The organism is Lactobacillus colini, from assembly GCF_017874575.1.
In the GTDB taxonomy this organism is placed as follows: Bacteria; Bacillota; Bacilli; order Lactobacillales; family Lactobacillaceae; genus Lactobacillus; species Lactobacillus colini.
In genome coordinates this window covers 94,252-109,853 of the sequence record NZ_JAGGLU010000003.1, presented here as the reverse complement: position 1 = coordinate 109,853, position 15,602 = coordinate 94,252, and the positions used below count along the sequence as shown (strand labels likewise).

Below are 15,602 nucleotides of genomic sequence, written 5' to 3'. Positions count from 1 at the left end.
ATTTTTTGTATCTAATTATAATCTTGAAGTTAATTCCACATCAGGATACTTATCCTTAAACCATCTCTCCGCAAAAGCATTCTCAAATAAGAACAGTGGCTCACCTTCACGATCCTTAACTAATAAGTTACGTGAAGATGACATCTTCGAATCAAGTTGGTCTGGATTAATCCAACGGGCTACACGATTACCTAAGCTATGAAGCTCTACTTCAGAATTATATTCATTCTTCATTCTGTAAGCAAAGACTTCAAATTGCAGCTGACCGACTGCACCTAAAATATAATCATCAGTTGCATAGCCGCGATACAGTTGAATTGCACCCTCTTGTACTAGTTGGGTCATTCCCTTGTGGAATGACTTTTGCTTCATAACATTTTTGGCTGTTACACGCATGAAGATTTCTGGTGTAAATTGTGGCAATTCAGGATAGGTGATTTTTTTCTTGCCAGCATAGATACTATCTCCAATTTGGAAGTTACCAGTATCATATAAACCAACGATGTCACCTGCAACAGCTTCAGAAACTTGTACACGCGCACTTGACATAAATTCAGTTGCTCCATTCAAGCGCACTGGCTTACCAGTTCTGGCCAGAGTAACATCAATTCCCTTCTTAAATTCACCTGACCCAATTCTAACAAAGGCAATTCGATCACGATGGTTAGGGTTCATATTAGCTTGTATCTTAAAGACAAAACCTGAAAACTCAGGATCATCTGCCGCTAGCTTCTCACCAGCATTAACCTCATGATTTTGAGGAGCTGGTGCCAACTTAACAAAGCTATCTAAAAAAGTTTCTATTCCAAAGTTAGTCAAAGCAGATCCAAAAAAGACAGGAGTTTGATCACCTTTAAGAATCTTAGCTTTATCGAAATGATTACCTGCCTCTTTAAGCAAGTCAATGTCACCTAGTGTGCTTTCAAATAATCCATCTTGAGCCAAGGGGTGGTCAGGTGATAGCTGACCGGCTTCATCTAAAGGAATAAAGCGGTCGTCACCATCTTTACGGTATAATTCGACACGATTATTAGCAATGTCATATAAGCCCTTTAATTGCTTACCCATTCCGATTGGCCAATTCATCGCTACGCCTTCAATGCCCAGTAGATCTTCTAATTCAGCAATTAAGTCTAGAGGCTCACGGCCATCACGATCCAACTTATTCATGAAAGTAAAGATCGGGATACCACGTTTTTTAACAACTTTAAATAACTTTTTTGTCTGTGGCTCAATACCCTTAGCCGAATCAATTACCATTACTGCTGCATCAACTGCCATCAGAGTACGATAAGTATCTTCTGAAAAGTCTTGGTGGCCAGGTGTATCTAAGATATTAATTCGTTTACCCTGATATTCAAACTGCATTACCGAACTAGTAACAGAGATACCACGTTTTTTTTCAATGTCCATCCAGTCACTAGTAGCATAGTGTCCCGTCTTTCTTGCCTTAACTGTACCAGCACTACGGATTACGCCTCCGAATAAGAGCATCTGTTCAGTAATCGTAGTTTTACCAGCATCTGGGTGTGAAATAATGGCAAATGTACGGCGTTTATTTACTTCATCTGTTAATTTTGTCATTTATTATCCTACCTTGTTCTCATTAATATTTTTGTCTTGATCTGGAATAGAAAGAAGAAGTGTCAGTAATCTTGAGCCCTTCATTTTGCGAGTCGTTAATATCATACCATTAGCTAGTTTCACATTCAGCTTCTCACCTTTAGCCGGAATTAGCCCTAGCTTAGTAATAACATATCCAGCAATAGTATCGACATCTTCCATTTCTAAGTCAGTGCCAAACTTCTCATTAAAGTCCGTTAACAACATCTTGCCGTAGATTATATAGTGTTGCTGATCAACTTGTTTATATAAAACTTGAGCTTGATCTGCTTCATCGTCAATATCGCCAACAATCTCTTCAATTATATCTTCAATAGTTGCAATTCCGACAACTCCACCAAATTCATCAGTCAAAATAACCAATTGCCGCTGTGATTGTTGAATTTCAACTAGCAATTCACCAAGATTAATAGTTTCAGGTGCAAATAATGGTTCAAACATTACATCTTCATAATTAATCTTATCAAACCCATTCTCCCAAGCCTTACGTAAAACGGTTCTAATGTGAATAACCCCGACTATCTTATCTCTTTCTCCATCATAGACAGGGATTCGAGAATAAGGCTTTTTCAAAATTTCAACAAGATTTTTTTGAAAATCTCGATTAATATCAACCATAAAGGCGTCTGTTCTAGGAACCATTACTTCCCTTGCCATCTTGGTTTGAAAGCTTACGATTCCTTCCATCATGTCATGTTCATGGGCATTGATCAGATTATTTTTATAAAAATTATCTATTTCTTGAGCTAAGCGCTCAGGTGCAGCTAACTCCTTTTCATTATGAAAATGTGCCTTTAGTCTGCTGAATAAATCACCCGCGTTGGGGTCAGTGCTCATAGTTATTTCTCACTTTCTGTTTTGTAGTTAATCATGAATTCTGTCATTATGCTTTCTATGGTAAAATAAAAAGCAAGAAATGAGGTCAAATTATGAAAAGAGAGCGTATTTATCTAGTTTTTGTTTTCTTATTGTTAATCCCTTATCTTTGTAGTTTAACCATGGTCGGCATCTGCTACAATGCTTTAGTCAGGCATTCGTCTAATCTTTGGCGTACCTTAGTTGGTGCCTTAGTAGGTGCTTTAATTATGTTTGCCATCAAGGCAACTATTCAGCGCCCCTTGGATCTAATATCTAAGCAGATCCCACAGAGCTTTTTTAAGCAGCTTTTACGTTTTTTTAGTATTAGACGACGCAAGCTATTTTTAATTGGCAATTTCGTCTTAGACTTTATTCTCTGTATAATTGCCACAATTCTAGTAAGGAAGTTCTTAGCTTTGAAGGTCATCGTTGATACTTCAACAGGATGGACACTACTCGTGATGCTTATATCCACTTGTATTGGGGCGTACCTAGAATACGATAATCTTTCAATTGACCCACAGCAACATTAATTAATCTTGACTGGCTCTAATGTAATAAGTTTGAGTCAGTTTTTTTGTAGAGAGGTTTAGATCGGATAGGATATAAGGTGTCTCACTATCGCCCATATTTTCATAAATAGTTACATTTGCCTTAGTTAATTGATCTAAGAAGGTTGGAACCGTAATGTTTACTGGCTGACTGAAGTAAATAATTCCCATTCCATCTGTTTCAACTTGAGCAACTTCAGCTGCAGGTAATTGGTAGCGACTTAATCCAGTAGGTGCAGCAACGTTAGCATCTGTTAAAACACCATATACAAACATAAACGTTCCTTCGCCAAAGACAAGTAAACCTGCACGATCATTAGTATAACCATTCTTTTCAATAAACTTTCTGAACTTAGGATCATTTTCAGTTTCTTGAACAGAAGCCGTAAATGTTCTTCGCTCATCAATTTGACTAGGCATAAAAATCTTACCAATTACATTTTTTGCTGAAATATTTTCTTTTTTCATTTTCTCTCCCTTTAAAACAATTAAATTTTTCTTTTGGACGCAGTTGATTGTACCTTTCATACCATATTTTGGCAAAATTATCACTAAAAGGTCCAACCTTATTATCAATCCACTTTAATAATTCTAAACTAGAATAGTGCAAAATCGTATCTATTTTTTCACTATAATGCCAGCGTTGCTTATTCATTGCATATTCTTCAACATCTAGCAATCGTCTTTCGCCATCGGGGAATACTTTAATATCTAGGTCATAATCGATATACTTCAATGCTTCTCGATCTAAAACAAACGGGCTCGCTAAATTACTATAATAAGCAATTCCATCAGGACGTAACATCACAATAATATTAAACCAATATTTGTTATGAAAATAAACAATTGCTGGTTCACGACTAATCCACTTGCGTCCGTTACTTTCAGTGATTAAAGTATGATCATTAACTCCAATTAAAATATTTTGTTCAGTTTTAACAACCATTGTATCGCGCCATACTCGATGCAGCATACCATTATGCTTATAACTCTTTACAGCGATATAGTCGCCTTCCTTGGGAACTGTCAAGTAATCACCTTCTCATAACTTTTATTATAACGCTTATTAATAATCATTAAGTTCCTCAAGCTCAACAAGTTCTCCATTCAAAAAACTATCAATTTCACTACCAGAAAATCCATGTTGAAAAAGATAACGCCGAACTTTTTGCTTTCTTGTGAAATCATCTTGATTACGATAGCGGCGATAAGCCTTAATCCCCTGCTTCTTTAAGGCTTCAAGTTGATCATCTTCAGTTTCAGATATGCTTAACTCTTCAACTATCATCTCAATAAGCTCATTTGTAAAGCCATGACTCATTAGCTTAATTTTTGCTTTACGTTTGATTTCATTAACAGACATCCGACCTACTTGGTGTTTTAGAGATTTAATAACTCTTATTCCAGCATCTCGCCAGGCTGAAGTTTCAATATCGGCAAGTTTTTGTTCAATAATTTCAGATGATACGCCTTTTTGCTGCAGCTTGTGTGATAAGCTCTTGGGGCCATCTTTTCCAACTTGTAGGTCATTTTTTATAAATAATTCTGAAAACTTGGCATCATCTAAGTATCCTAAATCAATTAATTGACTAACAGCGCTTTGAGCAGCATCATCACCTATTTGATGATCTTTTAAGTAAACTAATACATCATAAATACTACGTGGTTGATAACTTAAATAATTCATTGCTAACTCAACTGCTTTAGAATCGGCTTCATATTCTTTTATTTCAATTATTTGTTCATCGCTTAAACTATTGCCTTTAAATAATCTAAAATTAGTCAATGTTCTCTCATTAACCCCAAAGGCAAAATGCCCGTCTAAAAAGATATTATAGTGACCCTTTCTTTTTTGAGCAGTCACTTTAGTAATTACTGACATTTAGTTTCTCTTTTCCTTATAATAATAATTACGCAATTAATTTGCTTGTGCTAAAAATAAATAGCGCTTATGATAATTGTGACACTTTTTTTAGGTTTAATCGAAATGAGGACTTAATTTTGACAAAATTTACAAAAAATAAAATTACCAAAGACATCATTGTTACTATTAAACGCTTAGGGATCAATGGTGAAGGAATCGGCTATTACAAAAAGAAAATTATTTTTATTCCTGGAGCCTTACCAGATGAAGTAGTCGTAGCCAAAATTACTAACCGCTTCCCCCACTATCTTGAAGGACAACTAGTAAGGATCAAAGAAAAGTCTCCTAACCGTGTAGCTTTTCCTAAGGGAGTAGATTCCCGGGTTGGTGGCTTAGAACTAGCTCATCTATCTTACCAAAAACAGCTTGAATTCAAAAAAAATCTGATGATCGAATCATTAAATAAATTCCACCCACGTAATTACCAAAAGATTAAAGTAAAAAATACCCTGCCAGCTCCAGATGAGTGGAATTATCGCAATAAGGCCCAATATCAAATCGAATTCTTTAAGGGTAAGAGTAAGCTAGGGATGTATGCCCCTAACTCGCGTGACTTAATTGATTTACCTGAAATGCCAACCCAATCTAAGGCTAGTCAAAAGACTGAACGCGAAATCAAAAAATTAATTACTAAATTTAGAGTACCAGTAGCTAACTATCGTCGAAAATCCGATGGTATCAAAACTATTGTCGTTAGAGAGTCTTTTTCTACTAAAGAAATTCAAGTTACTCTAATTACAATTGGTAAACAAATCAAGAATCTAATTCCATTAGCTAAAGAAATAATGAACTTGCCTAATGTAGTCAGCGTCTTTCAAAATGAAACCCAGTGGAATAATCCTCAAGTTTGGGGTAATAAGACAACTAAGCTATTTGGTAAAAATGAAATTACCGAAGAAATCCTAGGCAAAAAGTTTAAGCTTTCCCCTCGTGCCTTCTTCCAATTAAATCCTAAGCAAACAACTAACCTTTACAGCACAGCCTTGAAATACTTAGATCTAACACCCGATCAAGTATTAATTGATGCCTATAGTGGTGTGGGAACGCTAGGAATACTAGCAAGCGATCGTGCTCACCAAGTGATTGGGATTGAGAGCATCCCTGAAGCAGTAGCCGATGCACAACACAACACTGACTTAAACCACATCAAGAATGCCGAATATATCCAAGGCAATGTAGAAAAAATTCTTCCTGAATTAAAAAATCAAGGTGTGCCAATCGATGCCGTTATCGTTGACCCACCAAGAACCGGCTTAAACAAAAAACTCATTAAGACCCTTCTTGAGGTAAAGCCTGAAACTTTTGTTTATATTTCATGTAATCCATCAACTTTGGCCAAAGATTTAATCTTACTTAGCGAAGCCTATGATGTTCGCGTTATTAAACCGGTTGACATGATGCCACAGACTCCTCGCTGGGAAGGCGTGGCTAAGCTAATTTTAAGAAAAGATAGATAATTTTTAAAGACAGCTAATAAGGCTGTCTTTTTTTGATTTAAAAAAGCAGACCAACTATTTCTAGTTAGTCTGCTCGGTGGTTAAGGTAATTTTTACTATCTAGCGCTGCAAGTTAAGTGAAGCTCAAAAATCAGCTTGCAGTTTATCAACATCACTTATTTAATGTGCATTGAATAATGACTATTGATTTTACTAAGAGAATCTATCTTTAAAAACACTACAATCTGGAGATAAAAATTATTCAAACAATTACCTCATCCACTCTTATCATTATACCAGCTATTGAAAGCACTTTCAAAATTATTAAATCTTTTTATATTGTCTAATATCATCCTTAGTACCTGCAAAGTACCAGGTTCCAGGCTTTTCATCACTTAAAAGAGCCACTCCATCTTGAGGATCTGCTAAAGAATCAGTAAAAATCTGCTCATATTCGGCAATTGATAACTTACGGCGACTATTGATTAACTCCTCATCACCAGATTTATCTAATTGATCCTCGTATCCTAAAACCACATTACCTGAATAGAATTCCCCCATAGCACCAGAGCCATAAGAGAATAACCCAACCAGATCTCCTGCTTTGAGATTACCATGTTCTAATAAGCTCAATAAGCTTAAGTATAAAGAACCAGTATAGATATTGCCTACCAAGCTGCTCCATTTCTTAGCTGCTTCAAACTTATCGGTCAAGCGCTGACTAGTAGCTTCATCTTGACCTTCAATAGCTATCCTATTGGCCTTCAATGCCATCTTAGTAAAGGGCATATGATAGGTGATAGCGGTGAAGTCCTTATTAGCAAGATTTTTTTGCTTTTTATAGGCTTCAAAAGTCTTAGAAAAGAAATCCAAGTATACTTGCGTCGAATACTTACCATCTACCTTGGCTAATTTAGAATTATTAGGACGCCAGAAGTCATTAATATCTTCACTATAATCACTGTGACCATCATTTAACTCTAAAATACTTGGATTATCCTTAACTAATAAACTGATACTTCCTGCTCCTTGAGTCACTTCACCCGGAGTCTTGATTCCATAGCGTGCAATATCACTACCAATAACAATTGCTGTTTGGTCGGGATGCACACGGACGAAGTCCCTTGCCATCATTAAGCCCGCTGTCAAGCCAAAGCATGCTTCCTTAACTTCAAAAGCCCGCATACTAGCTGGTAAATTCAAGGCATTCTTAACAAAAAGTGAGGCTGACTTAGACTGATCAACACTACTTTCAGTTCCGAAAATTAATAGACCAACCTTATCCTTATCAATCTTGTCCATATATCGTAAAGTTGCATTTATTCCCATTGATACTGCATCTTGAGTTTTATCAGCAATACTCATAGCCGTTTGACCTATACCGATCAAAAACTTATTAGGATCTTCATTTCTAGCATGAGCTAAATCAACCATATCAACATACTTATTTGGCGTAAAAAATCCTATCTTATCAATTCCTACACTCATTAGCTTTCCTCTTTTTTTCTTAATTTTAATAATATTTCTTCGGCCTTACTTTGAGAGAATTCCTTAGTCTTAATCATTGCAGCTAAAACTACCTCTCGCTCAGCTTCTGTAGCTTTTAGGCTTGCAACTATATTGCGAGCTTGCAATTTCATATGTCCAGCTTGAATACCCTTAGTTGAAATTGCTAATAAGGCTGCTAAGTTATTAGCTAAACCAACTCCAGCAATTATATTAGCCAATTCTGCACTATTAACGCCCTTCAAGATTGAGAATGCTTGTTGAATATCTTCTCTAGCAGAGATAGATCCGCCAACAGTTCCAATCGCCAAAGGCAGGGTAAGCTTACCTAGAAGATATTGTCCCTCTAGTTGCCAAGAACTCAAGCTGCGATATTGACCCGACTCACTTGCTAAAACAGCAGTTGCAGCTTCCACACCGCGATAATCATTACCAGTAGCTATCAATACACTATCGACACCATTCATAATCCCCTTATTGTTAGTAACGGCCCGATATGGATCATTATTGCCAATCTTAGATAGCAAGGCAATTTTTTGAGCAGTTTTTAGTCCACCTAGACTAGATACCTTTAACTTAACATTAGCTGTTGTTAATTGGCTAGGATAATTAGACAAGATTGCAAATAACTTTTCTTTTACATTGGGTAGGGTAGCCATTTTTTGACTTAAAAATTCTAAAATACTGTTCGTCTTATTAGCCCCCATTGCTTGGGCAGGATCAACTAAGACCTTAAGGTAGACTAGGTTATCTTCCTGCCTAGCTGTAATGGCCCTTACGCCTCCACCATGTCTTACCAAACTTGAAAATTTAGTATTAGCTAATTCAAGATATTGGGGAAATCTTTCTTTTAGGTCAGCCAGATTAAAGTTATCTCCTACCTTCAACACAATTTGACCATAGATACCATCACGCTGACTGTGGGCCAAGATACCACCATTTTTGGCAAAAATATTAGCACCATGATTAGCAGCTGCAACAACAGATGGCTCTTCAACAGACATTGGCACCCAATAACTCTTGTTATTAACTATTAAGTTCTTAACAACACTTAAAGGAAATCTAACTTGACCGACCACATTCTCGCTAAGATTATTAAGCCGCTCAAGTATAGAGTTATCAACTTGAGATAACTTAATTCCTTCACTGACTAGAATTTTTCTCCGTTCTTGTGGACTCAACCGATAAAATTTCATTATTTGATTCGCCTAATTTCATAAGCAATTGCTTGCCCGCCACCAATACATAATGATGCGATCGCCCGCTTACCATCAAGCTTCTCTAGACCAGTAATGGCACTCATTACCAACCGACTGCCACTTGCACCAAGAGGGTGTCCCAAGCTAATTGCACCACCAGCAACATTTAATTTAGATTGAGGAATATTAAGATCACGTGCTACTGCATAAGCTTGAGAAGCAAAAGCCTCATTAAGTTCTACTAAGTCATAATCTTCAATTGTGGAATTAGTTTGGTCCAAAAGCTTCTTAATTGCTAAGTATGGTGCATAACCCATATAAGCAGGATCAAACCCCACTTCACTAAATGCCCCCAACCGAGCAAGTGGTTGTAAGTTTAATTCTGCAATCTTATCTTCAGTTGCTAGTAGCAACATGCTTGCCCCATCACTCAAGGGCGAAGAATTACCTGCAGTAACGCGCCCATCTTCTTTAAAGACAGGCTTTAGTGTATTTAGAACTTCAACGCTAGTATCAGGGCGAATTGTTTCATCTGAAGACAGAGTTTGCCCATCAATCGTAATTGGAATAATTTCATTTTTAAACCAATCATTCTTTAAGGCTGCATAAGCTTTTTCATGAGATTTATAAGCGAATTCATCCATCTGTTGACGAGTAACGTTATACCTATCAGCGACGTTTTCAGCAGTTAATCCCATTGGATTTTGAGAATAAGCATCACCAATTCCGTCAACTTGCAAGCTATCGACAAAGTCAGGCTTATCACTATGCTTTTCAGCCTTGTCTAGTAATAATGGAGCATTAGTCATACTCTCAGCACCACCAACTACGGCAATGCCAATATCGCCCATTTCCATTTGTCCTTGAGAAAAGCGCAATGCCTTTAAGCTAGAGCCGCAGACATCATCAACCACGCTAGCAACAACACTTTCAGGTAAATCTGCACCTAAGGCGATTTGACGAGCCATGTTTTGACCAAGACCTGCACCTAAGACATTGCCTATCAAGACACTATCTATTTGATCAGCCTGAACTTTACTTTCGTTCAGTAAAGCCTTTAATGCAATTACACCTAATTCGACCGCAGACTTATCCTTCAAAAATCCACGATACTTACCAAATGGAGTTCTCTTTGCTCCAACGATATAAATATTTTTCATTTTTTACTTCCTTAAATTTAGCCTTTTAAATATATATTAACTGAAAGCTATGTCAAAAACACAATTTCAAGCCTATATTAAAGAAAAAACAAAAAATGTCAGCCTTGCGCTGACATAATTTTAAACGTATTTATTCAAAAAGTTACTGATCTTAGCCTGATATTTTTTAGGATTAGTTTTGAATGACTTAGCGTGCTTAGCACCTTTAACTATCCATAATTCCTTAGGCCCCTTAGTTGCTTGATAATTTTTATAGACCATTGAAGTTGGTACAAAGGTATCCTTAGATCCATGAATAAACATGATTGGTCGCTTATTTTTAGCCAATTGCTTAACTGAGCTAGCATCGCCCAAGAAATACCCTGCCCTAAGGCGCGTAATTCCACTTAAAGTTTCAACTAATGGGAATCTTGGAAAAGCTGGCATATGATAAAGTGCTTGAGCTTCATGTTCAATTTCATCTTTAGCACTAGTGTAGCCACAATCTTCTACAAAGGCCTTAACTTGGTTAGGAAGATGTAAGCCGCTAGTCATCATTGTCGTGGCTCCACCCATACTTACACCAAAGATTACGATTTGGCTATCTTTACCATTGTGCTTAATTACTCTTTTAACCCATTTTCTAACGTCAACCTTCTCACGCCAGCCATAACCTATATAGTGCCCTTGACTTTGACCATGACCACGAGCATCAGGCAATAATGTATTATAACCTAATTGGTGGAACATTGCCGCATATGGGCCCATATTATCCTTATTATTCATATAGCCATGTAAGAGAATGGCAGTCTTTTTGGAATTGCCATCTGGAATATAGTTAGCATCAAGTTCTAAGTTATCATCTGCTGACTTCATTACCCACTTTTGCTTTTTGATATTTTGATACCACTTAGTCTGCTTATATAGTGGGTCGGTCTTTTTTAGCTTTTGCTTTTTGCTAAGGAAGCTCTTTTGGCCAGGAACAATCGCCACATTGTAAAAGTACATCCCTGCTCCTGCAAATATTACCCCTACAACTGCTATAATAGAGATGATTGTTATCCAAAGTCTTTTGCGCTTTTTAAACATTATTATCCTTCTTTTTATAAAGTATAATAACTATATTAATTCTATTTTTAATAGTATTCAACTTTAATTTTTAGACAGATGAAATTAGATTCATTTTTACAATTAACTCAGGATTTAAATCCTAAATATTTTTTATATTATCGCCCACAAAAGAAAGACAAGATCTATCCAATAGCTAAGGTTACACTTTCAACGCAGGAATGCTTATTCGAAACTAAAAATACTTATCCTAAGTCACTAGCTAATATTCAGAAAATTCTGCGCCAGGTTCATCAAACCGATACTAGCCTATTTATTAATCATCAAAATATAAGAAACGAAATATATGGTGTTCAAATTGACTTGCAACAAGGGAAAATTTATTTATTTTAAAAAAATGAGTGCATAAACATCTATTGTGATGCTTAGCACTCATTCTCTTTATATTACTTTTCTTTTTTATTTTTTGTGCTTGCTTGAGATAATTCTTTACCCAAGTTAATGATGTAATCACGTAGCTCATCTTTAATCTCTGGGTGAGTAAGACCATACTCAATTGAAGTTTCCAAGTAACCTTCCTTGTTACCAACATCATGACGGTCACCCTTAAATTCATGAGCAAAGACACGTTGAGTCTTGTTCATAGTATCAATGGCGTCGGTCAATTGGATTTCGCCACCACGACCAGGCTTTTGAGTTGCTAAAATATCAAAAATCTCTGGTGTCAATAAGTAACGACCAATGATTGCCAAGTCACTAGGTGCTTCTTCAATGGCTGGCTTTTCAACGAAAGATTCTACATTGATTAAGCCTGGCTCAATCTCTCCTGCTGGCTTAATTACACCATACTTAGATACTTCTTCATGTGGCACTTTCATTACAGCGATAGTTGAAGCATGAGTCTTTTCGTAGCGGTTAATTAATTGCTTAGTCAAAGGAACCTTATCTGACATTAAGTCATCACCAAGCATTACTACAAACGGCTCATTACCAACGAAGCTGCGAGCTCTAGAAATTGCATCCCCTAAGCCTGCTGGGTGTGGTTGACGAGTGTAGTACAAGTTAACACCTAAGTCTGTAATTGATTGAGTCAATTCCAATAACTTATCCTTGTGCTTTTCTTTTAAGTTTTGTTCCAATTCAGGATTAGAATCGAAGTGGTCTTCAATTGGACGCTTATTCTTACCAGTAACAATCAAAATATCTTCAATACCAGACTTTTTAGCCTCTTCAACAATAAATTGAATCGTAGGCTTATCTACGATTGGTAACATTTCTTTAGGCATGGCCTTAGTAGCTGGTAAAAATCTTGTTCCTAATCCTGCTGCAGGAATAACTGCTTTTCTTACTTTCATTTATCTTGATCTCTTTCCTCAAAAAATAAAAACTTCCCTTAGCTTTTATCTTATCAAAAATAACCGCTTACGTCATTCTTAAAAGATAATTTACTTTTTGGAGCTTTGACGCAAGGCTGATAAGACTGAGGACTTAGTATATTGTACCTCTCCATGCTTAATCACATTCAAACTAGCATTAATGCAAACACCAATCAAAAAGATAAGTGCACTAATATTCATCCAAAGCATAAACACAATAAAGGTTCCAACAATACCATAATTCTGCCATTTAGTACCGAAGTATTTTAAATATAGACCAAAGAAATAAGATAAGGCGCTCCAGCCAATAGTGGTAAAAATCGCCCCTGGAACAACAACTCTCTTAACCCCATTTATATTAGGCAAAAAATAATTCAAATAGATGTTAACAATTAACATCATCAAGATAATCAAGGGCCACTTATAACTTTCGAACTTATAAATCCACTCTAAATGAAGTTGAAAAATTGGCGCTAAGAAGCTAACAATTTGTTGACCAAAAGTTAACACTAAAGTTAATAAAGTCCACAAAAAAATCATCAATGCACTAGCAGCAAATGTCAAAATTCGACTAACAACCGCATTCCACCATGGCTCATGTTTCTCTTGCAAGTGAACGCCATAAACCTTGTTCATCGCAATTCTGATTGAATTTATTAATCCGGAAAACGACCAAATTGCTACAATAATACCAAATGATAAAATACCACCAGAATGCTTACTTAATAAGCTATTAATCATCGGCATCAAAAATTCTGATACCTGAACAGGAAAAATAACACTCAAATAATCCGCAATTGGTTTAGTAGCAATTTTAAACAATGGCAAGACATTCCCAATGATAATAATAATTGGAAATATACTAAATAATACATAATAAGCAATAACAATTGAGTGTTGAGTTATCTCACCATCTGAAATTGCTTGCGAAAATCCCTTAATAAAGCCTTTAGTCTGAGTCTTAAGCTCAGAGAATTTATGCTTCATAATAATTATTCTTCATCAAAGTGAGGGATGTATTTTTCTAAACCATCATAAGGTTTTTGAAGGGTAAGGATCTTAGGACCATCCTTAGTAATTGCAAAGGTATGTTCAAATTGGGCAGCCTTTGAGCCATCTGGAGTAGCATAATAAACCCAGTCATCGTTTGGATCAGAAACAGTATGTTGGGTAATTCTCCAATCTCCTCCTGCTTCTACCATTGGTTCAACAGTGATTGTCATCCCTTCACGTAAGCGTAAGCCATGACCAGCCTTGCCGTAGTGTGGAACTTCTGGATCTTCATGTATAGTTGGTTGAATGCCATGACCGACTAATTCACGTACATCGCCGAAGCCATTTTCATCTTCAACGTATTTTTGAATAACACTACCAATATCACCAATTCGATTACCAACTAAGGCTTGGTCAATTCCCATGTACATAGCCTTCTTAGTAACATCCATTAAACGTTGGTCTTCTTGAGAAATCTTACCTACGGCATAGGTAGTACATGAATCAGTTTCATAGCCATCTAAGTTGCAAGTTACATCAACACTAACCAAATCACCTTCTTGCAAGATCTTATTCTTTCTTGGAATAGCATGGGCAATCTCATCATTAACAGAGATGCAAGTACCATACTTATATCCTTCAAAACCTTGTTCTGATAAGCGTCCACCACGACTCTTAACGAACTTTTGCGCAAACTTTTCGATTTCCCAAGTAGAGATTCCTGGCTTAATAATGTCACGCAAACCTTCAAACATAGAAGCAAGTAAACGTCCTGACTTTTGCATACCTTGCAATTCACGTTTGGATTTAATTGTAATCAATTTAAAAAATCTCCTTTGTTTCTAAAATTAAAAGTGTCTTCTTCATTATAAAGCTTTTTTAAAAGATTTTCTTGTTCTGTTTACACAATCTCGAAATGCTTTAGTATAATAAAATAAAAAACAATGAAAGAAGCAATTTAAATGAAAGCACAGATTGTTTTTGCTAGTATGACTGGCAACAACGAAGATATGGCTGAAATCTTGGAAGAAAGCTTACAAGATGCTGGTTTTGATGTAGAGTCAACTGATGTGAGTTTTGCGGATGCTAGCAACTACTTAAATAGTGATCTCTGTATTATGGTAACTTACACATATGGTGAAGGTGTAATGACCGATGAGTTGAGAGATTTTTATGACCAGTTAATTGAATTAGACTTAAGTGGTAAGAAGTTCGCAGTCATGGGATCAGGTGACAAGACTTATAAGGAACATTACTGCGAAAATGTCGATGACTTCGAAAAAGCATTCAAAAAGTGTGGTGCCGTTGAAGTAGCTACTCCAGTAAAGATTGAAAATGCAGTAGATGATGAAGATATTAACCTTATTGATCAAGCTGCTGCGCAAATGACCGAGGCGTTCAATGACTAAAAGGTATCAAAGAGACAACCAAAAGGTCACAAAAGCACAATTACGTCTGCTTGGGGCACGCTTAGTTACTCGGCACAAGAGTTTTTATGTTTATATGATTTTTGGCTTTTTGGCTGCTTTGATAAATATTGTGGCTTTTATGGTTTTTCATAATTGGTGGAAGATACCCCTAATTTATGCCAATACCATTGCATTTGTTATTTCTAATTTAGCCTCATTCTTTTTCAATAAGCATGGCGTCTTCATTGATAATGTAGACGAAACGCATAGCACACTGTATCAGTTGGGGCTATTTTTTGTTTATCGGATATTAAGCATTATTCCCGATAACTTAATCATGCTAGTTGGTCTGTCCTGGCTCCATTGGAATACTCTATTTGTAAAGATAATTGACCAAATTGTTGTCGGGATATTTAACTATCTTACTACTAAGTCTATTTTTTTGAATACTAGTAATAAGTTTGCAGAAAAATTTAAAAAGCACTTTGGCAAAAAAAATTCCTAAGCTTTTCAGCTTGGG

The 15,602-nt window shown here is 36.2% G+C and carries 17 protein-coding genes; 5 read left to right on the top strand and 12 right to left on the bottom strand.

Features of this window, described 5'->3' with window-relative positions; all coding sequences use genetic code 11:
* Positions 1 to 15: 15 nt before the first annotated feature.
* Complete coding sequence (locus tag J2Z60_RS03810) at positions 16 to 1,584, bottom strand: peptide chain release factor 3 (protein ID WP_209686349.1); 1,569 nt, start codon at positions 1,582 to 1,584, stop codon at positions 16 to 18.
* 3 nt (positions 1,585 to 1,587) lie between these two features.
* Positions 1,588 to 2,460 (bottom strand): hemolysin family protein, encoded by an 873-nt coding sequence (locus J2Z60_RS03805; protein WP_209686348.1) that lies wholly within the window; start codon positions 2,458 to 2,460, stop codon positions 1,588 to 1,590.
* A gap of 92 nt (positions 2,461 to 2,552) precedes the next feature.
* On the opposite strand from J2Z60_RS03805, the gene J2Z60_RS03800 reads away from it, so the two are divergent.
* Positions 2,553 to 3,014: a hypothetical protein gene (locus tag J2Z60_RS03800; protein ID WP_209686347.1), complete on the top strand. Its 462-nt coding sequence runs from the start codon at positions 2,553 to 2,555 to the stop codon at positions 3,012 to 3,014.
* On the opposite strand, the gene J2Z60_RS03795 is transcribed toward J2Z60_RS03800, so the two are convergent.
* Genes J2Z60_RS03795 through recX form a run of 3 tightly spaced genes read right to left on the bottom strand, consistent with a single transcriptional unit; the run spans position 3,015 to position 4,914 of the window.
* Positions 3,015 to 3,500 carry a hypothetical protein gene (locus tag J2Z60_RS03795; protein ID WP_209686346.1) on the bottom strand — a complete coding sequence of 162 codons (486 nt, stop codon included), beginning with the start codon at positions 3,498 to 3,500 and terminating at the stop codon, positions 3,015 to 3,017.
* Positions 3,460 to 4,062 (bottom strand): DUF402 domain-containing protein, encoded by a 603-nt coding sequence (locus tag J2Z60_RS03790; RefSeq protein ID WP_209686345.1) that lies wholly within the window; start codon positions 4,060 to 4,062, stop codon positions 3,460 to 3,462. Before J2Z60_RS03790 ends, J2Z60_RS03795 begins: the two co-directional genes overlap by 41 nt.
* Before the next feature lie 36 nt (positions 4,063 to 4,098).
* Positions 4,099 to 4,914 (bottom strand): recombination regulator RecX, encoded by an 816-nt coding sequence (gene recX / locus J2Z60_RS03785; protein ID WP_209686344.1) that lies wholly within the window; start codon positions 4,912 to 4,914, stop codon positions 4,099 to 4,101.
* A 119-nt stretch (positions 4,915 to 5,033) separates the two neighbouring features.
* Here recX and rlmD point away from each other — a divergent pair, with 119 nt between their 5' ends.
* Positions 5,034 to 6,413, top strand: a complete 1,380-nt coding sequence (gene rlmD, locus J2Z60_RS03780) for a 23S rRNA (uracil(1939)-C(5))-methyltransferase RlmD (RefSeq protein ID WP_209686343.1) — start codon at positions 5,034 to 5,036, stop codon at positions 6,411 to 6,413.
* 303 nt (positions 6,414 to 6,716) lie between these two features.
* Here rlmD and J2Z60_RS03775 read toward each other — a convergent pair whose 3' ends face one another.
* The 4 genes from J2Z60_RS03775 to J2Z60_RS03760 form a co-directional block, all read right to left on the bottom strand.
* Positions 6,717 to 7,880, bottom strand: a complete 1,164-nt coding sequence (locus tag J2Z60_RS03775) for a hydroxymethylglutaryl-CoA synthase (RefSeq protein ID WP_209686342.1) — start codon at positions 7,878 to 7,880, stop codon at positions 6,717 to 6,719.
* The gene (locus J2Z60_RS03770) at positions 7,880 to 9,094 is read right to left on the bottom strand and encodes a hydroxymethylglutaryl-CoA reductase (RefSeq protein ID WP_209686341.1); all 1,215 of its coding nucleotides are present in this window, start codon (positions 9,092 to 9,094) and stop codon (positions 7,880 to 7,882) included. The genes J2Z60_RS03775 and J2Z60_RS03770 overlap by 1 nt, the downstream gene beginning before the upstream one ends.
* On the bottom strand, positions 9,094 to 10,257 hold the full coding sequence (locus J2Z60_RS03765) for a thiolase family protein (protein WP_209686340.1): 1,164 nt from the start codon (positions 10,255 to 10,257) through the stop codon (positions 9,094 to 9,096). Before J2Z60_RS03765 ends, J2Z60_RS03770 begins: the two co-directional genes overlap by 1 nt.
* Before the next feature lie 120 nt (positions 10,258 to 10,377).
* Positions 10,378 to 11,325, bottom strand: coding sequence for an alpha/beta hydrolase (locus tag J2Z60_RS03760; RefSeq protein WP_209686339.1), 948 nt, complete (start codon positions 11,323 to 11,325; stop codon positions 10,378 to 10,380).
* A 78-nt stretch (positions 11,326 to 11,403) separates the two neighbouring features.
* Between J2Z60_RS03760 and J2Z60_RS03755 the strand changes: the two genes are divergently transcribed.
* Positions 11,404 to 11,697, top strand: a complete 294-nt coding sequence (locus J2Z60_RS03755) for a hypothetical protein (protein WP_209686338.1) — start codon at positions 11,404 to 11,406, stop codon at positions 11,695 to 11,697.
* Positions 11,698 to 11,750: 53 nt separating this feature from the next.
* Here the strand turns inward: J2Z60_RS03755 and galU are convergent, their stop codons facing one another.
* The 3 genes from galU to map all read right to left on the bottom strand — a co-directional run bounded on the left by galU (position 11,751) and on the right by map (position 14,494).
* Entirely contained in the window at positions 11,751 to 12,659 is a 909-nt protein-coding gene (gene galU, locus J2Z60_RS03750; RefSeq protein ID WP_209686337.1) for a UTP--glucose-1-phosphate uridylyltransferase GalU, read from the bottom strand.
* Positions 12,660 to 12,749: 90 nt separating this feature from the next.
* Positions 12,750 to 13,667 (bottom strand): YihY/virulence factor BrkB family protein, encoded by a 918-nt coding sequence (locus tag J2Z60_RS03745; RefSeq protein WP_209686336.1) that lies wholly within the window; start codon positions 13,665 to 13,667, stop codon positions 12,750 to 12,752.
* A gap of 5 nt (positions 13,668 to 13,672) precedes the next feature.
* Entirely contained in the window at positions 13,673 to 14,494 is an 822-nt protein-coding gene (map, locus tag J2Z60_RS03740; RefSeq protein WP_209686335.1) for a type I methionyl aminopeptidase, read from the bottom strand.
* Between the two features lie 141 nt (positions 14,495 to 14,635).
* Between map and J2Z60_RS03735 the strand changes: the two genes are divergently transcribed.
* Positions 14,636 to 15,082: a flavodoxin gene (locus tag J2Z60_RS03735; protein ID WP_209686334.1), complete on the top strand. Its 447-nt coding sequence runs from the start codon at positions 14,636 to 14,638 to the stop codon at positions 15,080 to 15,082.
* A complete protein-coding gene (locus tag J2Z60_RS03730; RefSeq protein WP_209686333.1) occupies positions 15,075 to 15,587 on the top strand; it encodes a GtrA family protein in 513 nt (170 codons plus the stop codon). The genes J2Z60_RS03735 and J2Z60_RS03730 overlap by 8 nt, the downstream gene beginning before the upstream one ends.
* Positions 15,588 to 15,602: the final 15 nt, after the last annotated feature.